We start from the raw sequence: 24,268 nt of genomic DNA, 5'->3' as shown, positions 1-24,268 counted from the left end.
CACATGGCTGATCAAACCATTTACGACAACCTGACCATGCTGGGCGGCACCACCGAACAGCCCGCCAGCCCGGATGAAGCGGTTCTTGAACGGGTGCAGAACCCGCAGGCCGGAACCGATTATTGCGTGCGGTTTGTCGCACCGGAATTCACATCGCTTTGCCCGATCACCGGTCAGCCGGATTTCGCCCATCTGGTGATTGACTATGTGCCGGGGGATTGGCTGGTGGAAAGCAAGTCGCTGAAGCTGTTTCTGACGTCGTTTCGCAATCATGGTTCCTTCCACGAGGATTGCACGGTCAAGGTCGGCAAACGGATTGCCGATATGATTGATCCGAAATGGCTGCGCATTGGTGGCTACTGGTATCCGCGCGGCGGCATTCCGATTGACGTGTTTTACCAGACCGGCCCGGCCCCCGAAGGGGTGTGGATCCCCGATCAGGGCGTTGCCCCCTATCGCGGGCGTGGCTAGTAGCTGGGCTCACCGGAATTGATACAAAATCAAGGGCTGCTGTCGGGAAACCGGCGGCAGCCTTTTGTTTTGGGGTATTACCGGTATGTATAGTTATTAACAATGCGAATTATTCTCATTGTTTTGGGTTTTGGTTCTTGCTAATAGACGGGCGGGCAGGGGAACCTGTATCATTTGGCAACGGCATGTTTGGGCAAGGCCATGGCGCGCAACAGCGCATCGGTTCTGATCGCAAGCTTTCAGGAAAATTACGAACAGCTTTTCCGGTTTCTGACCCGAAAGCTGGGCGGGGACCATGAACGCGCAGCCGATGTGGTGCAGGATACCTATGTGCGGCTTGCCGATGCCCACGATCAGGGGGACGTGATCGACAACCCGCGCGCCTATATCTATCGGGTGGCCGGGAACCTTGCGATTGACGGGATCAGGCGTGAAAAACGCATTACCGCCCATCACGATATGGACGAGGATACCGACGCGATCCACGATCCCAAACCCGGCCCGGAAAACATCGTGCTCGATCGCGAACAGATTTTACTGCTTGATAAGGCGCTGGAAAAGCTGCCAGAAAAGCCACGTATGGCGTTGCTGATGTTTCGGGTCGACGGGTTGTCACACAGTGAAATTGCCGCGCGTCTTGGCGTATCAAACAGCATGGTCGCGAAATATATCGTGCGCGCCCTGCAACATTGCCGTGACGAGCTTCTGCGCGAGGGCGAAAAATAATGGCAAAAATCATTGTAGATTTGCCCATGCCCAAACGTCTTAACAATATGGGCCATGCATTGGTGGCCGTGCGGGACCATTTTCGGGGTATCGGGTTTTGAAGACCGGGTTATCGGATCAGCAACCAGCCAGCAGGCCATTGACCGCCGATCTTGGTGATCAGGCGATTGAATGGCTGGTGATGCTGCAATCAGGCGATGCCACGGCGCGCGATCATGCGGCCTTTGCCGACTGGTGCGCGCAAAGCCCCGATCACGCCCGTGCCGCCGCCGAGGCCCGAAGCCTTTTTGCCGCCGTCGGTCAAACCGAAGCCGCGCAGCAATGGCAGGAAAATCCCGATATCCGGCGCGAGATCGGCAGTTTCCAGTCACCCGCGCCGGGGGCCGCAGCGCCTCGCAGACAACCTAGGCTGCAACCGGCACGAAGCCGGGCAGTTTGGCTCCGGCCCGGACGCCTTGCCATTGCCGGGGCAATGGTTTGCGCCTTGATGCTGGCGATCTTTGGCGGGTTGGAAGCAACCGGGCCGATTGCGCGCTGGACATCGGATTACAGTACGGCCATCGGACAGCAGCGGGCGGTGACGCTTGCCGATGGATCGGTTGCACACATGAATACCGCATCGGCCTTTTCCGTTGATTTTTCCGGCCCACGTCGCGAAATCCGCCTTCAAGCGGGCGAAGTGATTTTTGACGTGGCGAAGGATGCCGATCATCCGTTTATTGTTTCCGCCAATGGCGGGGCGGCGCGCGCGGTTGGTACGGTTTACGGGGTGCGGCTTGAGGACGGTGGGGCGAATGTCACCGTGCGCGAAGGCATTGTGGAAGTGACCCGTGGCGACAGTGAGCCGTTGCGAATCACGGTCGGGCAGCAGGCGCATTATGACACCGATGATGGGCTGAAAAAGATCACGGATGCCGATCTTGCCGCCTATGGCAGCTGGCAGCGCGGCAAGCTGATTTTCAATCAGCGGACGCTTTCGGATGTGATGGCGGAACTGCAACGTTATCAGCCGGGCAGGATCGTTGTGGCGCGGGATGCGCTGCGGGGGCTTAAGGTTACGGGTGTGTTTGAAACCGCCGATCTTGATGCGGTTTTCGCCTCTATCGAACAAACCACATCGGCGCGCGTCACCCGGTTGCCTTTGCTGACAATCATTTACTAATCCTTCTGGCGAAGGTCGCGGTTTTTCGCGCTTTCTTCTCATCCCGAAAATTTTTTGAATTTTTTACTGCAAATCACGTTAGCCGGTTTCGTCTCAGAAATAACAGCGAATGATTTCGGTTCTTAATTTCATTCGCATTGGGGTTTCTGACGAAAAGGCTTATGGAATGAATACAAACGTTTGTGTGGCCCGGCGGATGATGCTGATGGGCTGGAAACGCCGTCTTGCGGTAACCACGGTGATTTCCGGATTTGTTGCCATCGCACCGTTTCATGCGATGGCCGCCGATATTGCCGCGTCGCGCGACAATGCCGAAATCGCACAGGCGAGCGTGATTGATTTCAACATCCCGGCACAGGACCTTGACCGGGCCCTGACCAGCCTTGCCGATCAGGCCGGTGTGCGTCTGTTCTTTCCGTCCGGCGGAATTTCCGGGGTTCAGGCATCCGCCATTCAGGGGGAAATGACGGTTGATCAGGCGCTGGGCCAGCTTCTGAGCGGGACGGGTTATACGTGGCGCTTTACCGAGGATAACACGGTCACGATTGAACAGATCGCCGCCAGTGGTGAAACGGTGCTTGATCCGGTGCGGGTCGAAGCCAATGCGGTCACCGAAACCGCCGATGGCCCGGTGGACGGCTATGTCGCGACCCGGTCGCGTGCGGCAACCAAAACCGGCACACCGATCCTTGAAACAGCGCAAAGCATTAGCGTGGTGACCAAGGAGCAGATGGAAGATCAGGGATCGCAAACGGTGATGCAGGCGATGCGCTATACCCCCGGTGCCTTTACCGGTCAGGTCGGTGCGTCAAACCGGTACGATTACATTATCCTGCGCGGTCTGGTGGATCGCAGCATCGACAATATCTATCTCGATGGCCTGAAAACCATGAGCGATGATTCGACCTATAGCTCGATGCAGATCGATCCCTATTTCGTCGAACGTGCCGATGTGGTCAAAGGACCGGCATCGGTGCTTTATGGTCGCAGTTCGCCCGGTGGTCTTGTGGCACTATCAAGCAAGAAACCGCAATTCGAACAGCAGGGCGAGGTCGAGCTTTCCTATGGCAATCGCAATCAGCGCGGGGTCGGTTTTGATTTCACCGGTCCGCTGGACGAGGCGGGCAAGCTTGCCTATCGCGTTGTCGGCAAGGCAGATGCATCCGACACCCAATTCGAAGGTACCGAAGAAGAACGTTATGCCATTGCCCCGTCGCTGACCGCCAATATCAGCGATGATACACGCCTGACACTGTCGGGTTATTTCCAGAAAGACCCGGAAGGCGGCACCCATAATGGCCTGCCGTCCGAAGGCACCTTGTTCGCGCGCAATGGCCAGCATATTTCGAACACTTTCTTTGACGGTGATCCGGCACTTGAAAGCTTCGAGCGCACCCAGAACATGGTCGGTTACGAGTTTGAACATGATTTCGACGATACCTGGACTGTGCGCCAGAATTTCCGTTTTCTTGATGCCGATGTGCATCTTGACCAGATTTACCAGACGGGCTGGAGCGGTACCTCAAATGAGTTGACGCGAACCTATGGTGGCGGGGATGAAAGCCTTCGCGCCTTTACGGTGGATAACCAGGCCGAAGCCAATTTTGCCACCGGTGGCGTTGATCATACGGTTGTGATGGGCTTTGATTATCAGGACCGCAAAAGCGAAAACAAATGGCTGTTTACCGGGGCATCGAACATTGATGCCTTCAATCCGGTCTATGGCAGCCCCGGGGTTGCGTTGGGAACAATCACCAACAGCAACAGCCGGTCCCTTGAACAGGCGGGACTTTATGCCGAGGATCAGCTGGCATATGAAAACTGGCGTTTCTCGCTGGGGCTTCGGCAGGATTGGCTGGAAACCAGCAACCTGAACCGTTTGACCAATGTTGAACAGGGCGAAGACCGCAGCAAGCTGACCAAACGTGCCGGGGTTCTTTATCTGTTTGATAACGGCATCGCGCCCTATTTCAATTATTCGGAATCCTTCAATCCCAGCCTGTCGAGTGATGCATCGGGCAAGCCGCTGGAACCGACCGAAGGTACGCAATATGAAGTCGGCGTAAAGTTCCAGCCCGAAGGCAGCAGAACGATGCTGAGTGCGGCGGCATTCCATATCGAACAGGAAAACGTTGCGGTTTATAACAACCTGACGACGGCATGGGAGCCGGTTGGAACGATTGAATCCCGGGGCATCGAGCTTGAGGCGCGCACCGAACTGACCGACAATCTTAGCGTGCTGGCCGGTTACACTTATACCGATGCGTCCTTTGATGCGCCGGGGGCGGTCAAGGATGGCAATCGTCCGCAGCAGGTACCCGAACATATGGTGTCGCTTTGGGGGCATTACCGCTTTGACGAGGGCGCACTTGACGGGCTCGGCATCGGGGCGGGGATCCGCTATGTCGGTGAAACGGCTGCGAATGAGGCCAACACCCTTATGGTTCCGGACTACACGCTGGTTGATGTCGTGCTGAACTATGATCTGGCGCAGGTTGGCATGAACAATGCCGATTTCCGGCTGAATGTGAATAACCTGATGGACGAGGAATATGTCGCGTCCTGTCTGATCACGCAGTGGTCGGATAACTGTTATTATGGCGAGGAACGCACAATTCTGGCGACGCTGCGATATCGCTTCTGATTTCGCCCGGCGTCGACTTAAAGGCCGCAGCCATGTGCTGCGGCCTTTTGCGTTTCGGCGACAAACCTATATAAGGCAGCACAGAGAGAGAAAACGACCCAGATGTTTTGCCATGACGGTTGCCGCTGCGATAACCCTTGAAAGCCTTCAGGCCAAAGCCCGTGAAATCGGCTTTGATGTGTGTGGTGTGGCGCGCCCGCAGATTGACGAACGCAATCAGGCGCGGCTCGATGAATTTGTCGCCGCTGCCGAATATGGCACCATGGACTGGATGAATGACCCGGAACGGCTGCCGCGCCGTCGCGATCCGAAAATGCTGTGGCCGGAAGTCAAATCCGTCATTGTTCTGGGTTCCAACTATGGGCCTGCGGAAAATCCGCTAACCCTTCTGGACCATCCCGACCGGGCGATGATTTCGGTCTATGCCAGAAACCGCGACTATCACGATCTGATCAAAAAACGCCTCAAGCAGCTTGCGCGCTGGATGATGGAACAGGCACAGAAAGCGGGTGCTGATGGCGAACAGGTCAAGGTGTTTGTCGATACCGCTCCGGTGCTGGAAAAGCCGTTGGGGCAGGCCGCCGGGATTGGTTGGCAGGGGAAGCATACCAATCTTGTGTCGCGCGAATACGGCAGCTGGCTGTTTCTGGGCGAGGTTTTCACGACGCTTGAATTTGATCTGGCGGAGCCGGAAATCGATCATTGCGGGTCGTGCGCCAAATGCCTTTCGGCCTGTCCGACCGATGCGTTTCCGGGCCCCTACAAGCTTGATGCGCGCAAATGCATTTCGTATCTGACGATCGAGCATGATGGCTTGATCCCGCCCCAGTTTCGCCGTGCCATGGGCAACCGTATTTATGGCTGTGACGATTGTCTGGCGGTGTGCCCGTGGAACAAGTTTGCCAGCCGGACGCAGGAAATGGCCTTTATCCCGCGCGCCGAACTGACCGCGCCAAGGCTTGCCGATTTCCTTGATCTGGATGACGAGACATTCCGCAATTTCTTTACCGGATCGCCGATCAAGCGGATCGGGCGGGCGAAGTTTTTGCGCAATGTCCTGACGGCGGTGGGCAATAGCGGGGCGGTCAATCTTGTGCCGCGTGTCGAAAGCCTTTTGACCGACGAAAGCCCGCTTGTGCGCGGATCGGCGGTCTGGGCGCTGTCGCAATTGATGGATGGCAAGGCGTTTGACGCCCTGCGATCCCGTCATGAACGCATGGAAAGCGATCCGGTGGTGCTGGCGGAATGGGCGCGCCCCGCGCCGTGATCCTAGTCGAACGGCACTGTTTCATAATGATAGCGCACATTGCCCGACGGATCGGTCAGTACGATGCCGAACATCGGCTTTAACGGGGCGCGTTCAACCAGTTCTTCTTCCTTTTCATGACGCATGTCGAGAGGCTCGCCCTTCTGGCTGCTGCCGCCGACATTGAACGGGATACCCTGCCAGATGCCGTTGCTGGGGCGGTGGAGGTGGCCAAGGAAGATATGCCTGATCTGCGGATTGTTCTTGATGATGGCGGCCAGTTCGGCGTCTGCATCCATCCGGATCGAATCAAGAAACGGCAGGCCCATATCAAGCGGCGGGTGATGCATGAACAGGAACGTTGGCAGGTTTTGGTGCTCTGCCAGTTCGTGTTTCAGCCAGTCAAGCCGGGCGTCGCACAATGTGCCGTGATGGGCATCAGGCACGATGGTATCAAGCATCACAAAGCGGATGCCGCCGATTGTCTGACCATGATTGATAAAGCCGTTTTCATCGCGCGGCGTATCGGGAAAGGCGGCGAGCATCGGTTCGCGGATATCGTGATTGCCCGGGATCATGATAAACGGCATGGCAAGGGTCGCGAACAGTTCGACCGCGTGGTCATATTGTTCCGGGCGGCCATGATGGGTGATGTCGCCGGTAATCACGCAGATCACGGCATCAGCATGATATTCGTTGATCTCGGCAATGACGGCACGCAGCGTATCACCCGCATGTGGTGGGCGCGAAAGGTCATCACGGGCCAGCAGATGCGTGTCGGAAAGATGTATGAATTTCATAGGGATGCCTTATCATGATCGGGTGACGCCACCGGCATGATGATCGAGTTGCCGAGGATTGGGAAGATATACAGGCCGATGAGCAGCGACGTTCGAAAAAGATCTGTGACAATTGCCGGACACCGGACGAGTTTCTCGCTTGAAGATGCATTCTGGTCCGAACTTCAGGGCATCGCCACACGGCGCGACATGGCAATTGCCGAACTGGTAGCCGAGGTTGACGAAGGCCGCGACGGCAACCTTTCAAGTGCCCTGCGGTTATATGTACTGGCGAATTTGCAGGGGCGGTTGGGGCGGGATCGTGACCCTGATATGCCATCGGGTCACGAAGAAGCACCGGAAGATCAATAAATGTGTGGACTGGCAGGGGCGACAGCCAGCGGGGAGCAACCACGTGTTCACGCAGCACTGAATGCACTTGTCCATCGGGGACCGGATGGTGAAGGGTGCTGGTCTGATCCCGCAGGTGGGGTAACGCTTGGCGTGCGTCGGCTGATCACGACCGATCCGGGGGCTGCGGCAAATCAGCCCCTGATTTCACCCGATGGCCGGTTTGTTCTGGCGTTTAACGGTTATATTGCCGGGCATCGGCGGCGTATTTTGTCTTTGCGTGAAAAAGGTTCCGTCGTTGAAAGCGACAGTGATGCGGCGCTGGTTCTGGCGGTTCTTGGCAATGCCCTGCGTGATGGTTGTGATCCTGCCAAACCGCTTGCCGATCTTTCAGGGCAGTATGCTTTTGCGCTTTGGGATTGCGCATTGCGGCAACTTTGGCTGGGGCGTGATCCGATCGGGATAAAGCCGCTTTATTTTTCCGAATATGGCAGCGGGAATGTGGCGTTTGCGTCCGAGGTCGCAGCCCTGCGTTGCATCATACCGGCCATGCCGGACCGGGGTGTTTTCCCGCATTATCTTGCCCATCTGTTTGTGCCTGCACCGGCGACGGGCTTTGTCGATATCCGGCAGTTAAGGCCGGGAGAACTGATCTGCTGGCAGAATGGCAAGATCGATGGCCGGATGATCCGGCCAGCCACTTGCCACCGACCTGACGGCGAAGACGCAGTTGCCGATCTGCGCCGGGCCATTCGCCAGTCGGTGGCCGATGCGATGGATGCGGACCGTAATGTTGGCATGCTTTTGTCCGGTGGAATGGATAGTGGTGCGATTGCCGCGATGGCGTGTGATGTCGCGCGTGAACGCGGGCAAAAGCCGCCACCGGGATTTGTCATGCAGTTCCGCGATGCCGGGATGGATGAAACACCACGTGCGCGGCAATTGGCAAAACATCTGGGGACGGAGCTGCATGTCGTCGTGGCACCTGACGGGCCCGAAGAAATTCTGGCGCATCTGAATGATGGCCTGCGGGCTTTTGGGTCGCCCTTTGGCAATCCGTCGGTTGTTTTGATGCAGGCGCTTGGTGCGGCGGTATCAAGGCACGTGCCGATCTGTCTGGCAGGGGATGGCGGGGATGAGCTGTTTGGGGGCTATCCGCGCTATCAGGCGGCCGCGATATTCGGCGCGTGGCAGTCTGTTCCGGGTTTCATCCGACGAAAGATGGCAGGCAATATTGCCCGGTTGCTGCCGCGCGGGGGTGCGCGGTTTGTTCGGGGCGGGCAGGGCGACGCACAAAGGGCGTTTCAATACTGGAATGATCGTTGTGGATTGGCGGAATTGGGCGCGCGGTTAGTGGTACCCGAAGATTTGTCAGAAGGTGATTTGTGCGATCAGATGATGGCGTTTGACCGACGGGTGACATTGCCGGGTAATCAGCTTGCGATGTCCGACCGATGTGGCATGGCGTACGGGCTGGAATACCGGGTGCCATTGCTGGGCCATGACGTGATGGCAATTGCCGGGCGTGTTGCGGCACGGGGGCATCTGCGGGAGGGTGCGAAGTCGTTGTTGCGTGCGGCCATCGCGCAGATGATGCCGGATGGCTATCTCCGTGCATCCAAGGTCGGCTTCAATCCACCGGTGGCTGACTGGCTGGCGAAGCTTGGAGGGCTTTTGTGGGGGCGCGAGGCCCGGATTATCGAGATGCTGTTTGCCGATCTGCCGATACGGGATCGCACGCGGCAGGATTACTGGCGCAGGGCAACACGGCATGGCGAGCAGGATATGGCGCTTGGCCTTTGGGCGCTAATCGTATGGCGGATCTGGCAGATGCATCTTGCAACGGATCGCCGGGCAGAGATCATGCGTGCAAAAGGCAGCGTAGATGGATCGATAAAGGCAGTGGTTCAGGAAGTGGTTCAGGAAAAAACGGTGCCCAAGGCCGCGATATGAAAATCGTGCATTTGTTTTGGGCTGGGGGCTTGGACTGAGGTTTTTGACGAGGTTTGGGGCTCAGTCCTTAATTCTGCCTCAAGCCTAAGCTTGGCCCCGGCCTCGGCAATAGGTGTGCCCGGGGTGGCGAGAGTTGTCGTGGGGGCAGGCTATTGAGGCCCTTGCGGATTGCCCCAGCCGCGTGAACGGCGATAAAGATTAAGCGCGGTCAGGGCCGTTGGTGCCAGTTGCACCACCTGGCGTGACAGGGCAAGGATGCGGCCTTCGTCGATATCGTCTTCTTCAAAGAAATTCTGTGTGACCCCGCACAAATCGGAAAGCTGGCGCAAGCCAAAGGTGCCCGAGGTGCTTTTGAGCACATGGACTTCGTCCCGGACGGTTGCGAGGTCGTCATTTGACAGCGCGTTGTCAATTTTGACCAGACGGGTTTCGGTTTCATTGATGAAAAGGTCGATACCGCATGATGCGCCTTCGTCCCCGGCGTCGGCATAAAGCTGTTCGAGGGTGCGGATATCAAGCACCGGGCTTGAAGGCGGATCAAGGCGTTCCGGGCGGGTGATGCGTGCCCCCTTGGATCGCAATACCGGCGGCGGCGAAAGGCGCGGGGCGGAAGCCGCACCCTCCGGGGACCGGCTGATGAGGTCGCGGATGGTATCAAGAAGCTTGGTGCGCTGGATCGGTTTGTTGATAAATTCATCAACCCCGGACTGACGCGCAATGACGTTCCAGTCGCGCGACTGGTGAGCAGACAAGGCAATGATGGGGGTATGGGCAACCGGCCCCTGCATGTGGCGGATGCGGCGCGTCGTATGCAATCCGTCCATATCGGGCATTTCAACATCCATCAGGATCAGATCGGCCGTCACCCCGCGACGCAGCATGTTCAGCACGGTCTGTCCGTTGGTGGCCTCGACAATGCCGTATCCTTCGGCTTGCAGGATGCGGCGCGCGACCATGCGGTTGCTTTCACTGTCATCGGCGATGATCACGGTACCGATTTTACTGTCATTGGCCGATGCCGGAAGGGCAATCGGGTGGGGATGCTCCGCCTGCGGCTTGACGAAGCAGACGGAAATCATGCCGCCGTCAGCGAGTTCCGTTTCGGAAAACAGCAGGTCTTCTTCGGCAACGCCGGTAATCAGCTGTTCCCACGCCGGGTTCGCATAGATGATCCGTTCATTGCTGTCAAAAAGAGCGATGCCCGCACTTGTCTGTGCCAGTGCATTGATGATCTGGTTATTCATTGGCCACCTTATCGATTCGGTGCCCAGTCCCACATCGCGAATGTAGATTTATATCTTTATATGAAACGTAAACGTTCCTGCCGCGAATTTGGTATTGTTACATCTTTTTCTTATAAGTCCATGGTTTTTACCAATTGCAGCCCACAAGGCTGCCTTGGTCATGAAACATTTTACGAAACAAACGTTTCATTAAGTCATGTAATTGAAACATTCGTTGCAAATCCGGTGGCGCTGTGGCGTAGTTTTCCGATCAATTGATCACAGGAACCCGGGAAAATGGGTGTTTACACCGATTTGCGCGAAAAGCTGATTTCCGATTATGCGACGCTGAGTCCGCAAATGCAGAAGGCGGCGCGCCATATCCTTGATCATCCCAATGATGTGGCCCTGCGTTCGATGCGCGCCCTTGCACGGGCGGCCAATGTGCCACCCAGTACGGTTACCCGCCTGATGGCGGCCATCGGTGTCGATACCTGGCAGCAGTTTCGCGACAGTTACCAGAACCGGTTGCTTGACCTGCCGGCAAGTTACGCACACCGGGCGCGCGCGTTGCAAAACAGCGATGCCGATATCCATCGCGATGCACATCTGCTGCAAAGCATCGCGCAGGCCGAGATTGCCAATATCGGTCAGGTATTCGCACCGGAAATGTGCGAACGCATGAAGGATGCGTGTGAACATATTGCGCGCGCCCGTCAGGTTTTTGTCGTCGGGCGTGGTGCGGCCTATCCGGCGGCGTATCAGTTTGCCTATGCCTATCGGCTGTTTAACGAAAATGGTGTTCTGGTTGACGGGCATGCAGGGGCATTCGGGGACCAGTTGCGCGGGATTGGCCCGCGGGACGTTCTGATTGCCGTCGGGGCAAGGCCCTATATTCGCGATACGGTGCGCGCGGTCGCGTTTGCCCGCAAACAGCATTGCCCGGTGATTGCGGTTTGTGATTCGGACGTTGCGCCGATTGCGGTCGATGCGGTTGCAAAGCTGGTCGTATCCGACAGTTCCCCATCCTTTTTCCAAAGCTTTACCACCAGCGTTTCGGTCATGCAGGCGCTTGTCGCCCTTCTGGTTGCGCGCGGCGGTCAAAAGGTACTGCAACGGATTGCCGTTGCGGAAGAACAACTTGCGGCTTTCGATACCTATCATGAAGAAGCCGCCCCCACCCGGAATTCCCGATCATGAACCAGCCCCACAGCAAGCCCGAAACCTATGTCCTTCATCGCAGCAGTCTTGCGATCCCGCCGCGTGCGGTGCGGGGCGAAGGTATTTATATCTTTGATCAGAATGGCAAAAGTTATCTGGATGCCAGCGGGGGTGCCGCGGTTTCATGCCTTGGGCATTCCGACCCGGCGGTGCGTGCCGCCATGCATGCCCAGATTGATCAGATTGCCTATGCCCATTCGGGTTTCTTTTCCACCGATGCGATGGAAGAACTGGCCGAGGACCTTGTAACCCATGCCCCCGAAGGCATGGCAAAGGCGTATTTCGTTTCGGGCGGGTCCGAGGCGACAGAGGCGGCGCTTAAAATGGCGCGGCAATATTTCCTTGAGATCGGGCAGCCGGACCGGAAATACGTGATTGCGCGCCGCCAGTCCTATCATGGCAATACGCTGGGCGCGCTTTCGGTTGGCGGCAATATGTGGCGTCGCAAACAGTTCGAGCCGCTGCTGATTACGGCAAGCCATATCGCGCCCTGTTATCCGTATCGTGACCAGATGCCGGGCGAAAGTGACGCGGCGTATGGTTTGCGGGTCGCCAACGAACTTGAAACCGCGATCCTTGAACTGGGGGCCGACAGCGTTGCCGCCTTTGTCGCCGAGCCGGTTGTCGGCGCAACATCGGGTGCCTTGGCCCCGGTGCCGGGTTATTTCAAACGTATCCGCGAGATTTGCGATCAGTATGGTGTGCTTCTGATCCTTGACGAGGTCATGTGCGGTATGGGCCGCACCGGCACCCTGCATGCGATTGAACAGGAAGGCATTTCGGGTGATTTGCAAACCATCGCCAAGGGACTGGGGGCCGGATATCAGCCGATTGGTGCGATCCTGGTGTCGAAGAAAATCGATGATGCGATTGCCAATGGATCGGGTTTCTTTCAGCACGGCCATACCTATCAGGGGCATGCAACCGCCTGTGCCGCGGCCCTTGCAACCCAGCGAACCATTCGCGAACGCGATCTTCTGGCCAATGTCGTCAGGCAGGGCGAATTGCTGGCCGATGGATTGCGCGAACGGTTCGGGCAGCACCCGTTTGTGGGGGATATTCGCGGTCGGGGATTGTTCCGGGGGCTTGAGCTGGTCGCGGATCGCGAAACCAAAGACCCGTTTGATCCGGCGCGCAAGATCAACGCCAAGATCAAGAAGGCGGCCTTTGCCCGCGGGTTGATGGCCTATCCGATGGGCGGCACGATTGATGGCGTGCGGGGTGACCATGTGCTGTTTGCGCCGCCCTTTATCGTGACCGGGGATGATGTTGCAAGGATCGTTGATCTGTTTGAATTGGCGATGAATGACGTGTTTACCGCCGAGGGGCTTTTGTAATGTCTTATGGTGAAACCCCGTTTCTGATCGCATCGGCCCCCAATGGCGCGCGCAAAACCAAGGCCGATCTGCCCAGCATTCCGATTACACCAGCGGAACTGGCGCAAGAAGCCGCCAACTGCAAGGCCGTCGGGGCGGCAATGATGCATCTGCATGTGCGTGATGATGACCAGAGACACAGCATTGATGTGGGGCGGTATCGTGAAATGCTGACCGAGGTGCGCGCAAGTGTTGGTGATGACATGCTGCTTCAGGTCACGAGCGAGGCGGTCGGCATGTATGGTGCGCAGGATCAGATGGCGATGATCCGCGAACTTGTGCCCGAAGCCGTTTCGATTGCAGTGCGCGAAATTGCGCCGGAAAATGCCGATCTTGATGAACTGCGCGATTTCTTTGCCTTCATCCGCGAGGCGGATATCCTGCCGCAATTCATCCTGTATGCGCCAGAAGACGTGATCCGGTTCAACCAGCTTGTGCGTGATGGCGTCATTCCGGGTGAAAAGCTGCCGGTGCTTTATGTTCTGGGCCGTTACACCACGGGGCAGGTATCCGATCCCAAGGACCTTTTGCCGTATCTGGATGCGTCGCCATTTGTATCGGAATGGATGCTGTGCGCCTTCGGGGCACATGAAAATGCCTGTGCGTTGACGGCGGCCGGATTGGGTGGTCATGCGCGCATTGGTTTTGAAAATAATCATCTTTTGGTTGACCGTTCGGGTGCGGTCGACAATGCTGCTTTGATCGTTCAGGCGCGCGAAGGCGCGTATCTTATGGGGCGGACTGTTGCGACCGGCGATCAGGCGCGAAAAATCATGCAACCGCAGTGGTAGACTTTGGCGCGCCAATGAAAACAGACTGGTTACCTGACATAAAAGTATCAGGGGGTTTCGGGGTTATAGGGTTTCAATTCTTGGGGCTCGTCATTATAATCCCCTCGCTGAAACATCTGATTTATCTGATGTTTCCATGTTTTTCCGCCGCATCTTCGCGGTGTGGTTGAAAACTTTATAACAGGGTGTAATAGGGAGCTAATCCTGATGAAGAAACTTATTGCTGTAGCGGGTGCCATTGCCACCTTGGCAGGTGCGTCGCTGTTCGCCGGACAGGCATCGGCACAGGAAAACCGTTTTATCACCATCGGTACCGGTGGCGTGACGGGCGTTTACTATCCGACAGGTGGTGCAATCTGCCGTCTGGTGAACAAAGACCGTAAAGAGCATGGCATTCGTTGCTCGGTCGAGTCCACTGGTGGTTCGTCCTACAACATCAACACCATTCGTTCGGGCGAACTGGATCTTGGCGTTGCCCAGTCTGACGTTCAGTACTATGCCCTGAATGGTGAAAAAGCATTCAAAGACGTCGGCCCGTTCCCGGAACTTCGTGCCGTCTTCTCGATCCATCCGGAGCCGTTCACCATTGTTGCCCGCGCTGATTCCGGCATCAAAACCTTTGATGACCTTAAAGGCAAACGTGTCAATATCGGTAACCCGGGTTCGGGTAGCCGCGACACCATGGAAATCGTGATGAACGCCAAGGGCTGGACCCTTGACGATTTCGCACTGGCATCCGAACTGAAGCCGGCTGAACAGTCGCAGGCGCTTTGCGATAACAAGATCGATGCGATGCTTTATGTCGTTGGTCATCCGTCCGGTTCGATTCAGGAAGCTGTATCTTCCTGTGATTCTGTTCTGGTCGAAGTTGCCGGTCCGGAAATCGACAAACTGGTTGCCGATAACCCGTATTACCGTGTTGCCACCATTCCGGGCGGCATGTATCGCGGTAACCCGGACGACGTTCAGACCTTCGGTGTCGGCGCGACCTTCGTGTCCTCGACCGCAACCGATGCGGACGTCGTTTACAATGTTGTCAAAGCAGTCTTTGAAAACTTCGACGACTTCAAAAAGCTGCACCCGGCTTTTGCGATCCTCAAAAAAGAAGAAATGGTCAAAGACGGCCTTTCGGCACCGCTGCATGACGGCGCTGTCAAATACTTCAAAGAAGCTGGCCTGATGTAAGTCAGGTTGAAACGGGGGGCACGCCGTGCCTCCCGTTTTGTTTTCTTCCGTCCTGCGGGCATCTTAAAAAATTTGATCAAAATGGCGCACAATGATGTGCCGATATGCTCCGTGGGCGACCGGGTAAGTGTCGACGGAGGTTTTTTGTTTCTGGGCTATCGGTTTGGGCCGCCCGAAACAGAAACCGCGTTCAGACCGGGAGTTTGCAATGACCGACGATAAAAGCGCGACACAGGGTCCATCGGACCAGGATCTTCAGGATCTGATCGCGGAAAATGATACAGGCGCGCGCCAGCCGACCGGCATGACGGCAATAATTTTGCTGTATGTTGCCGTGGCCTGGTCGCTGTTCCAGCTGTGGCTGGCATCGCCACTGCCCTATATTGTCAGTTTTGGGGTTTTCAATTCGACCGAAGCACGGTCGATCCATCTGGCTTTTGCCGTGTTCCTGGCATTTCTGGCCTATCCGGCTTTCAAGAATTCACCGCGAAGTTATATTCCGGTTTTTGACTGGGTCCTGGCGGCTGCCGGGGCATTCTGTGCTCTTTATATCTTTATTTTCTACCGCGAGCTGTCATCGCGTCCGGGCTTGCCGATCACGCAGGATCTTGTGGTGGCCGGTGCCGGTCTGGTGCTGTTGCTTGAAGCAACGCGCCGCGCACTTGGTCCGCCCCTTATGATCGTGGCAATGGTGTTCCTTGCCTATGTGTTCTTTGGCAATGCGCCGTGGGTGCCCGATGTCCTGCAATGGGCGGGTGCAAGCTTCTCCAAGGCGATGTCGCATCAGTGGATCACGACCGAAGGCGTGTTCGGGATCGCGCTTGGCGTTTCGACCAGCTTCGTGTTCCTGTTTGTGCTGTTTGGCTCGTTGCTCGATAAAGCCGGGGCTGGCAACTATTTCATCAAGGTGGCGTTTGCCGCCCTTGGTCACATGCGTGGCGGTCCGGCAAAGGCTGCCGTTCTGGCATCGGCAATGACCGGGTTGATTTCAGGCTCCTCGATTGCCAACGTGGTAACGACCGGGACCTTTACCATCCCGCTTATGAAGCGTGTCGGTTTCTCGGGCGAGAAGGCCGGTGCGGTCGAAGTCGCATCGTCGGTCAACGGGCAGATCATGCCGCCGGTCATGGGGGCTGCGGCCTTTTTGATGGTGGAATATGTCGGCATTCCTTACCCGGAAGTCATCAAGCATGCCTTCCTGCCGGCGACGATTTCCTATATCGCGCTGATCTATATCGTCCATCTTGAGGCGCTTAAGGCCAATATGAAGGGCCTGCCGAAACGTCAGACATCGACCGTGCAGCAAGTGCTGATGCGTTCGCTTCTGTTCGTGTTGTCGCTGGTTATTCTTGCGGGTGTGATTTACTACGCGATCAATTTCCAGAAACAGATATTCGGTAACGCGGTGGGCTGGATTGTCTCGGTCGAATGTGCCGCGATCTATTTTGCCGGTCTGTATTATGCGGCGAAATATCCTGATCTTGAACTGGATGATCCCAACAAGCCGGTGCTGGAGCTTCCGGCACTGGGCGAAACGGCCAAGTCCGGCCTGCATTATCTGCTGCCGGTCGTGGTTCTGGTCTGGTTCCTGATGATCGAGTTGAAATCACCCGGATTGTCGGCCTTCTGGGCGACGGTTCTGATGCTGTTCATCATGCTGACCCAGCGTCCGGTCAAGGCGTTCTTCCGCAAGCAGCCGGACTATATGGCCAGTGTGAAGGAAGGCATTGCCGATGTGATTGACGGTTTTGCCACCGGGGCGCGCAACATGATCGGGATCGGGGTGGCGACGGCGGCGGCCGGTATCATCGTGGGCACGGTGTCGCTGACCGGGATCGGTCAGGTGATGGTTGAATTCGTGGAACTGATTTCGGGCGGCAATCTGATGCTGATCCTGATCTTTACCGCGATCATCAGTCTGATCCTTGGCATGGGCTTGCCGACGACGGCGAACTATATCGTGGTGTCGAGCCTGATGGCACCGGTGATTGTTGAACTGGGGGCTGCGAACGGCCTGATCGTGCCGTTGATTGCCGTGCATCTGTTCGTGTTCTATTTCGGCATCATGGCCGATGTGACACCACCGGTCGGTCTGGCATCCTTTGCCGCCGCCGCGGTTTCAGGGGCCGACCCGATGAAGACCGGCTTTGTCGCGTTCTTTTACAGCATGCGTACCGCCGTTCTGCCGTTCCTGTTCCTGTTCAACACGCAGCTTCTGCTGATCGGGCTTGATCATCCGTTTGAAGTGGTGATGGTGATCTTTGTCGCGATTGTTGCGATGCTGGTCTTTGCCGCAGCAACGATGGGGTATTTCTTCACCCGGTCGAAACTGTGGGAAAGTGCGGCACTTCTGCTGATTGCCTTTACCCTGTTCCGTCCGGGTTTCTGGCTTGATCTGCTCGAGCCGCCCTATGAAAACCTGCCCGCGACCGAGATTGTTGAAAAGGCGGCCGATATGCCCGCCAATACCAGCATTCTTCTGGATGTCGAGGGCATCAGTCTTGAAGGCGACGAGGTCAGCAAATCGGTGATGTTGCCATTGGGGCCGGAAGCATCGGGTGAAGATCGTCTTTACAATGCGGGCATTGCGGTTCGCAACGAAGACGGCAAGGTCTTTATCGATGATCTGGTATTTGGTGGTCCGGCCGAGAAAGCGGGACTTGATTTCGACTTTGAAATCACCGCGATCAAGATCGAAGCCGACCGCATGCCCAAAGAGGTGTTCTTTATCCCGGCGTTTATTCTGCTGGGCGGGATCATCGTATTGCAACGCCGTCGCCGTCGTGCCGAAGCGGCCTAAGGAGGGCCAAGTCCATGTATAAGGATATTCTGGTTACAGTGGATCTTGATCACGATCTGTCCTGGAAAAAAGCCATTCCGGTCGCAATCAAGCAAGCCCAGGCATTCAATGCGCGCCTTCATGTCCTGACCGTGGTTCCCACGGTCGGGATGTCGATGGTCGGGCAGTTCTTTCCGAAGGGTTACGAGAAAAAGGTTCTTGATGCCTATAACGAAAGACTGCACCAGTTCGTTTCCGAACATATTCCGTCCGACCTTAAGGTTCAGCATATCGTGGGCCAGGGGACGGTTTATGAAGTGATCCTGAAAATGGCGAAAAAGACCAATTGCGATCTGATCGTCATCGGGGCACACCGCCCCGAATTGAAGGATTACCTTCTGGGGCCGAATGCCGCGCGGGTTGTTCGCCATGCCGATTGTTCGGTGATGGTGGTTCGCGACTGATTGCTATCGTTCCGGACAGACACGAAAAAGGGGCAGCGCCAAAAGCACTGCCCCTTTTGCATGGTCAGGGCGATGGATCGGCCCGGTTATTTGGCAGCACAGGGATTTGCCGCACACGGATTGGCAGCGCAGGGGTTAGCCGCCGCGCAAGGATTTGCAGCACAAGGGTTGGCCGCGCACGGGCTGCAGGGATTGACGACCTTTTTGGCCGCGCACGGGTTTGCGGCACAGGGGTTTGCGGCACAGGGGTTGGCCGCGCAAGGATTGGCTGTGCACGTCGCGACTTCGGCGGTCGGTGTCGGAAGCGGGGCCGCCATTGCCATCGGGGCTGCCATGACAAGGCCGGCACCAACGGCAATCGCGGGCATCAGGGCCGACTGGGAGAAGAAGCTGGATTTTTTGGACATTGATTGCCTCACTGATTAAGCGTTCATTTCGATCTGACGGTAGGGACGTTTGAATGTTTTTCGTCCGATGCAAGCCAATATGCGCCAAATCAGGTCGCCCGGAACGTCACATGGTTTCACTGTTGTGTGAGAGAGCCGTGTGAGAGAAGCGGTCAAAATATGCCCACGGTTGAATGAGTCGCGAACAATTCATGTTTGATTTTTTATGCTTTGGTATCAAAACGATTGAAAAACCGATAGATTTTACGCATTTAAGAAATCGGGGATACGGGGAGCGGAGCATGGCGTACGGTTGAATAAACCGTGAGAACAGCCATCACGGAGACCGGAACAGACAATGAAAAAACAGCAGAGTCACATGATCGGCGGGCTTTTTGCGGCCGTTTTGGCCACGATGTCGTTGCCCGGTTCTGTGCGGGCGCAGTCCGCGGATGTACCATATGCCGATGTGGCGGAAATTCCGGCCGGTTGGTTCTTTCAGGGGTCGGATGCGGTTGAACGGCAATATGCCTATCAGATTGATGAGCAGGTCTATGGCCATGACATCAGCCGCCGGAATCGCTGGTACGATGTTGAAGTCGATAAATGGCACATTTATCTGCCCGACTATTTCATCATGAAAACGCCGGTCACCAATGATCAGTATGCCGCCTTTGTCCGGGATACCGGTCGTGAAGCGCCCGATATCAGCGAGGAAGACTGGGAAAGTCTTGGTCTGATTTACGGATATGACGCGACCCGTCCCTTTGCGTGGCAGAATGGCGAACCGCCGCGTGGCAAGGGCAATCATCCGGTTGTTCTGGTGTCGTGGCGTGATGCCCAGGATTATGCCGCCTGGCTAAGTTCGAAAACCGGCATCAAGTGGCGCATCCCCGAAGAAATCTATTGGGAGAAGGCGGTTCGCGGTGCGGACGGCATTTTCTATCCCTGGGGCAATATTTATGACCCGCTGCAATTGAACAGTGCCGATCGCGGCCCGTTTGATACAGTCCCGGTGGGACAGTTCGAACCCGGACCTTATGGGCTGTATGACGGGGCGGGGCAGGTGTTTGAATGGACGGCCACCAGTTTGCAAGCCGGATACCGTATTGTTAAGGGCGGATCTTGGGATGATCGGGGATGCGGTGTTTGCCGCCCCGCCGCCCGCCATGGCAGGCCGGAACATATGCAGCATATCCTTATCGGATTTCGGTTGATGCATGAATAGCGGCCTGTTTTCGAAGCAGGCTTGCACATTGTGACAGAATCACTAATTCTTGAACGGGATTAATTGGCCGTCATGGTCATGGACGGGTTATTTCTGCCGCTGCGGATAGGATTCTCATCGCAAGGTTACTGGTGTTGGAATGACCGAAATTGCAATTGACTGGACATCGCTTCCGACCGGACGGCTTGAACGGATGCTGACTGCGGGACGCGATGTTATGGAATGCCACCGGGTCTTGACGGTGACCGGCGATAATATTGTCGGTGAACTGATCAAGACGGCGGGGCCTTTTTATGAATGGACGCACTATCCCGAAGGGGATGTGTATGACCGCAATTCGCACGCCCAGTTTTATTATCATGCCCATCCCAAAGACGAACAGCGCAGTTGGAACGAGCATGGACATTTCCATACCTTCCTGCGGCCGCGCGGTATGCCGGCCGGGTCAAAGCCGGTACCGATTGAGGGATTTGACTATCCCGAAGGGCCAAATGACGCGCTGTCGCACCTGATTGCGGTATCGATGGATGAATACGGTTTTGCCCAGCGTCTGTTCACCACCAACCGGTGGGTGACCGGCGAAGTCTGGTATGACGGCGAAACCGTGATCAATATGCTCGAAAACTTCATCATTGATCATGCGCAACCATCCTGGCCGGTAAATCGCTGGATATCGGGGATGATCTTTTTGTATCGGCCGCAAATCGAACAGCTGATCCGCCTGCGTGATATGACAATCAACGAATGGCGTGAAAAGCATCCTGATCGCGATGTTTACGAAGATCGCGAACTGGAAGTTACATCGACCATCGACATCCGGGTCGAGGAGCAAATCCGCGCGATCACCGAGGAACTTGGTCGGCGACGCGCCGCAGCGTGATATCTTTGCACGCATGAAAACGGCCAATGCAGAAGCACTGGCCGTTTTTTAATTCCGGTACCGGATATCGAAAGGCTTAGTGCGCTTTCAGATATTCGATGACATCGGCAATTTCGTCTTCTTTTTTCAGCTTGAAGGTCATCTTCGAGCGTTCTTTCGAACCCGAGATTTCGCTAAGCTTGGCTGACGGATCCTTAAGATAGTCAACCAGGAAGGCTTCATCGATGGTGAAACCTTTTTCACAAGCAGCCTGATAGCCTTTGCCGTATTTAAAGTCGGCGACATGGCCACATTGCGCACCAAAGGCCCCTGCCAGCGATGGTCCGACCTTGTTCTGGCCAGGTTCCACACTGTGGCAGGCAGCGCATTTCTTGAAAACTTTTTCGCCTTTTTCGGCATCACCAGCCATTGCCGGTGCCATGCCGAGTACGGCCAGGGTGGCGGCGATGGTAAGTGTTTTGGTCAAATTCATATTGCGGCCTCTCATGGTCTGCGGTGGTAGGGTCCCCACTACATTGTGTCGTTGGTTGCTTCACAAGTGAACCGAAAAACATCAACGGAAGCAAAAATTCGCTTTTCGTTAAAAAAGATCGGCTTACTGTTGAGTTTCCCGAATTCGACACGACATTTAGCACAAGCAGGAACTGAATAATTTGCGTTTAGTCAATCGGCCCTACGGTGTATAAAGAATTACAAATGGTTGGCAGCCGATTGCTTAGCGTGCCGGGAGAACTCCATTGCCGCGTATAACCAAAGAAGATCTTAACAATCTGATCCAGGATCCTTCCGGGAAGAATCGTGCGGAAACGGCCGAGAAAATCAGCCGTGAATTTTCTGCTGAAAGCCTGAGTGACAGCGAACGTCTGCTTGCCGAGGATATTTTCCGGCTGATGGTGCGTGACGCGGAAGTGCGTGTGCGCAAGGCGCTGGCCAAGAACCTTAAGCAGACCCCGCTTGTGCCCCACGATGTTGCAGCGACCCTTGCACGCGACGTTGATGATGTGGCCCTGCCGATCCTGAAATTTTCCGAAGTTCTCAATGACGAGGATCTGGTCGACATTATCGGTGACAATGCCGACAGTGTTGAAAAACAGCGTGCCATCGCATCGCGTCCGCATGTGTCGGAAATCGTTTCGGCAACCCTGGTCGATATCGGCCATGAAGACGTGATGGTCGATCTGATTTCGAATGACGGCGCACAGATCAGTGAACATTCCCTGCAAAAGGTTGTGGATGAATTCGGCGAGAACGAGCGCATCCAGAAGCCGATGATCGAACGCAATCATCTGCCGATCACGATTGCCGAACGGCTTGTGACGCTGGTGTCTGACCGGATGCGATCCGAACTGATTGCGCGCGGCCACATCCCCGAGGGGATCGTGAATGCGGTCATGACCCAGTCGCAGGAAAGTGCGACCATCGGCCTTCTGGGGGATGGCGCGGAAGAACGCGATGTCGAGCTTCTGGTCGAACATCTTCACACCAACAACCGTCTGACCAGCGGTCTGATCCTGCGTGCGCTTTGCATGGGCGATGTTGCCTTTTTCGAAGCTGCCCTTGCGCGCCGTGCCGGGGTATCGCTGATCAATACCCGCATTCTGATCCATGATAGCGGCCCGTTCGGGCTTGAAGCGATTTATAACAAGGCCGACATGCCGGCTCATTTCTTCCCGGGGGTTCGTGCCGCGGTTGAAGTCGCGCGCGAAACCGACCTTGATGGCGGGGAACGTGATCGGGAACGCTATTCGCGCCGGATGATCGAACGGGTTCTGACCCAGTATGGTGATCTTGGTGTCGAGTTTGACTCAGACGATGTCGATTACCTGATGGGCCGTATGCTGCAATTGCCAAGCGAGCGGAACCTTCAGCCGTAACCCTAACCAGCAAGCAGCTTCGTGATCTTGCAGCCGCCCGTTTCGGGCGGTTTTGCTTTGTCTGGTGTGCCTGATTGCGGGCAACAAAAAAGGCACCGTTTGCACGGTGCCTTTGATGTGACAGGCATAAGCCTATTCAAGAATGGTATTTGGCATCCACAGCGCCAGTTCCGGGAAATACATCACCAGCAACAGCCCGATCACCTGCAGGATGACAAAGGGAATGATGCCTTTGTAAATCTGCTGGATGGTGATCGATTTCGGTGCGACGCCCTTAAGATAGAACAGGGCAAACCCGAAGGGCGGTGTCAGGAAGCTGGTTTGCAAATTGACCGCAACCATGACGGCAAACCAGGTCAGTACCTGTGTCTCGGTCGGGCCAATCCCGGCAACGGCAAGGTGATCGCCGAAATCAAGCTGTGCAATGACGGGTGCAAAGATCGGCAGCACGATCAGGGTGATTTCGACCCAGTCGAAGAAGAAGCCAAGTATGAACACGATCAGCATCAGCAGGAACAGAACGCCCCACGCCCCAAGGCCGGCGCTATCGACCAGATCGATAACCAGGTCATCCCCGCCCAGTGAACGGAACACATAGGAAAAGACGGTTGCACCGGCAAACAGGAAGAACAGCATCGCCCCGGTCAAAGCCGACCGTTCGCAGACGTCCTTAAGCACATCCCATTTCAGGCGACCCTTGACCAGTGCCAGGAAGGTCGCGCCTACCGCACCAACGCCTGCGGCCTCGGTCGGGGTGGCAAAACCGGCAAAGATCGATCCCAGCACCAGCACAATCAGGAAGACCGGCGGGATGAAGCTTCGCACCATCATGCGCACCATCTCCGTGCCATGGACCGCTTCGGCATCGGGCAGGGGCGGGGCAAGATGGGGCTGCATCTGGCACCGCACAAAGATATAGATGGTATAAAGCGATGCCAGCAACAGACCCGGAATGATCGCCGCCAGGAACAGGTTCCCGACCGAAACCGACAGAAGGTCGGACATCAGGACCAGCATGATGCTTGGCGGGATCAGAATGCCGAGCGTTCCCGATGCGGCAATCGTCCCGGTCGCAAGCGACGGATCATAATTGCGGCGCAGCATGACCGGCAGGGCAAGCAGGGTCATCATCACAACCGATGCACCGATGATGCCGGTGGTGGCGGCCATGATCGTACCCATCAGGGTAACCGAAAGTGCCAGACCCCCGGGAACCTTGCGCATCAGAACGTTCAGGCATTCAAGCAGGTCTTCGGCAACGCCGCTTTTTTCCAGCATCGTGCCCATATAGATGAACATCGGAACGGCAACCATCACCATGTTTTCGGCGATGCCACCCCAGATGCGCGATACGATGTTGAAGAATTCAATGAATGAGAAGACGTCATAGGCCATGCCAAGGAAGCCAAAGGCGATCCCGATGCCCGAAATGACGAATGCGACCGGCAGCCCCGAGAAGACCAGAATGCCCAGCGAGGCAAACATGATCAGCGGAAACCAGTCTTCGATATAGAAGTTTTCCATTTGGA

21 protein-coding genes are annotated in these 24,268 nt (G+C 56.1%); 17 read left to right on the top strand and 4 right to left on the bottom strand.

Annotated features, from left to right (window positions below; all coding sequences use genetic code 11):
• The first annotated feature begins 3 nt into the window (after positions 1 to 3).
• The 5 genes from queF to queG all read left to right on the top strand — a co-directional run bounded on the left by queF (position 4) and on the right by queG (position 6,270).
• Entirely contained in the window at positions 4 to 471 is a 468-nt protein-coding gene (gene queF / locus BC440_RS02495; RefSeq protein ID WP_062958438.1) for a preQ(1) synthase, read from the top strand.
• Between the two features lie 201 nt (positions 472 to 672).
• Positions 673 to 1,197 (top strand): sigma-70 family RNA polymerase sigma factor, encoded by a 525-nt coding sequence (locus BC440_RS02490; protein ID WP_063092659.1) that lies wholly within the window; start codon positions 673 to 675, stop codon positions 1,195 to 1,197.
• 97 nt (positions 1,198 to 1,294) lie between these two features.
• A complete protein-coding gene (locus BC440_RS02485) occupies positions 1,295 to 2,359 on the top strand; it encodes a FecR family protein (RefSeq protein WP_063092599.1) in 1,065 nt (354 codons plus the stop codon).
• Between the two features lie 166 nt (positions 2,360 to 2,525).
• Positions 2,526 to 5,003 (top strand): TonB-dependent siderophore receptor, encoded by a 2,478-nt coding sequence (locus BC440_RS02480; RefSeq protein ID WP_063092660.1) that lies wholly within the window; start codon positions 2,526 to 2,528, stop codon positions 5,001 to 5,003.
• 112 nt (positions 5,004 to 5,115) lie between these two features.
• Positions 5,116 to 6,270, top strand: coding sequence for a tRNA epoxyqueuosine(34) reductase QueG (queG, locus tag BC440_RS02475; RefSeq protein ID WP_063092600.1), 1,155 nt, complete (start codon positions 5,116 to 5,118; stop codon positions 6,268 to 6,270).
• Between the two features lie 2 nt (positions 6,271 to 6,272).
• Here the strand turns inward: queG and BC440_RS02470 are convergent, their stop codons facing one another.
• Positions 6,273 to 7,049, bottom strand: a complete 777-nt coding sequence (locus tag BC440_RS02470) for a phosphodiesterase (RefSeq protein ID WP_063092601.1) — start codon at positions 7,047 to 7,049, stop codon at positions 6,273 to 6,275.
• Positions 7,050 to 7,127: 78 nt separating this feature from the next.
• Here BC440_RS02470 and BC440_RS02465 point away from each other — a divergent pair, with 78 nt between their 5' ends.
• Positions 7,128 to 7,400, top strand: a complete 273-nt coding sequence (locus BC440_RS02465; RefSeq protein ID WP_063092602.1) for a ribbon-helix-helix domain-containing protein — start codon at positions 7,128 to 7,130, stop codon at positions 7,398 to 7,400.
• Complete coding sequence (locus BC440_RS02460) at positions 7,401 to 9,332, top strand: asparagine synthetase B (protein WP_063092603.1); 1,932 nt, start codon at positions 7,401 to 7,403, stop codon at positions 9,330 to 9,332.
• A gap of 149 nt (positions 9,333 to 9,481) precedes the next feature.
• Here BC440_RS02460 and BC440_RS02455 read toward each other — a convergent pair whose 3' ends face one another.
• Positions 9,482 to 10,576 (bottom strand): response regulator, encoded by a 1,095-nt coding sequence (locus tag BC440_RS02455; protein ID WP_063092604.1) that lies wholly within the window; start codon positions 10,574 to 10,576, stop codon positions 9,482 to 9,484.
• Between the two features lie 276 nt (positions 10,577 to 10,852).
• On the opposite strand from BC440_RS02455, the gene BC440_RS02445 reads away from it, so the two are divergent.
• From BC440_RS02445 to BC440_RS02405, 9 genes are all read left to right on the top strand, one after another.
• Complete coding sequence (locus BC440_RS02445) at positions 10,853 to 11,755, top strand: MurR/RpiR family transcriptional regulator (RefSeq protein WP_063092606.1); 903 nt, start codon at positions 10,853 to 10,855, stop codon at positions 11,753 to 11,755.
• Positions 11,752 to 13,113: an aspartate aminotransferase family protein gene (locus tag BC440_RS02440; RefSeq protein WP_063092607.1), complete on the top strand. Its 1,362-nt coding sequence runs from the start codon at positions 11,752 to 11,754 to the stop codon at positions 13,111 to 13,113. The genes BC440_RS02445 and BC440_RS02440 overlap by 4 nt, the downstream gene beginning before the upstream one ends.
• Positions 13,113 to 13,943: a 3-keto-5-aminohexanoate cleavage protein gene (locus BC440_RS02435; RefSeq protein WP_063092608.1), complete on the top strand. Its 831-nt coding sequence runs from the start codon at positions 13,113 to 13,115 to the stop codon at positions 13,941 to 13,943. The genes BC440_RS02440 and BC440_RS02435 overlap by 1 nt, the downstream gene beginning before the upstream one ends.
• 207 nt (positions 13,944 to 14,150) lie before the next feature.
• Positions 14,151 to 15,128 carry a TAXI family TRAP transporter solute-binding subunit gene (locus tag BC440_RS02430; RefSeq protein ID WP_037992231.1) on the top strand — a complete coding sequence of 326 codons (978 nt, stop codon included), beginning with the start codon at positions 14,151 to 14,153 and terminating at the stop codon, positions 15,126 to 15,128.
• Between the two features lie 208 nt (positions 15,129 to 15,336).
• Positions 15,337 to 17,928, top strand: coding sequence for a TRAP transporter permease (locus BC440_RS02425; RefSeq protein ID WP_063092609.1), 2,592 nt, complete (start codon positions 15,337 to 15,339; stop codon positions 17,926 to 17,928).
• A 14-nt stretch (positions 17,929 to 17,942) separates the two neighbouring features.
• Positions 17,943 to 18,371, top strand: coding sequence for a universal stress protein (locus tag BC440_RS02420; protein ID WP_007089662.1), 429 nt, complete (start codon positions 17,943 to 17,945; stop codon positions 18,369 to 18,371).
• A gap of 72 nt (positions 18,372 to 18,443) precedes the next feature.
• Positions 18,444 to 18,797: a hypothetical protein gene (locus BC440_RS23045; RefSeq protein WP_156487984.1), complete on the top strand. Its 354-nt coding sequence runs from the start codon at positions 18,444 to 18,446 to the stop codon at positions 18,795 to 18,797.
• Positions 18,798 to 19,115: 318 nt separating this feature from the next.
• Positions 19,116 to 19,985: an SUMF1/EgtB/PvdO family nonheme iron enzyme gene (locus BC440_RS02410; RefSeq protein WP_063092611.1), complete on the top strand. Its 870-nt coding sequence runs from the start codon at positions 19,116 to 19,118 to the stop codon at positions 19,983 to 19,985.
• A gap of 139 nt (positions 19,986 to 20,124) precedes the next feature.
• Positions 20,125 to 20,865 carry a hypothetical protein gene (locus BC440_RS02405; RefSeq protein WP_063092612.1) on the top strand — a complete coding sequence of 247 codons (741 nt, stop codon included), beginning with the start codon at positions 20,125 to 20,127 and terminating at the stop codon, positions 20,863 to 20,865.
• Between the two features lie 76 nt (positions 20,866 to 20,941).
• Here the strand turns inward: BC440_RS02405 and BC440_RS02400 are convergent, their stop codons facing one another.
• The gene (locus BC440_RS02400; protein WP_037992286.1) at positions 20,942 to 21,337 is read right to left on the bottom strand and encodes a c-type cytochrome; all 396 of its coding nucleotides are present in this window, start codon (positions 21,335 to 21,337) and stop codon (positions 20,942 to 20,944) included.
• 265 nt (positions 21,338 to 21,602) lie between these two features.
• Between BC440_RS02400 and BC440_RS02395 the strand changes: the two genes are divergently transcribed.
• Positions 21,603 to 22,739: a DUF2336 domain-containing protein gene (locus BC440_RS02395; protein WP_063092613.1), complete on the top strand. Its 1,137-nt coding sequence runs from the start codon at positions 21,603 to 21,605 to the stop codon at positions 22,737 to 22,739.
• A 132-nt stretch (positions 22,740 to 22,871) separates the two neighbouring features.
• Here BC440_RS02395 and BC440_RS02390 read toward each other — a convergent pair whose 3' ends face one another.
• Positions 22,872 to 24,263, bottom strand: a complete 1,392-nt coding sequence (locus tag BC440_RS02390; RefSeq protein WP_063092614.1) for a TRAP transporter large permease subunit — start codon at positions 24,261 to 24,263, stop codon at positions 22,872 to 22,874.
• Positions 24,264 to 24,268: the final 5 nt, after the last annotated feature.

This window comes from Thalassospira sp. MIT1004, from assembly GCF_001858545.1.
Taxonomy (GTDB): Bacteria; Pseudomonadota; Alphaproteobacteria; order Rhodospirillales; family Thalassospiraceae; genus Thalassospira; species Thalassospira xiamenensis.
This window is presented reverse-complemented; position numbering and strand designations above follow the sequence as displayed.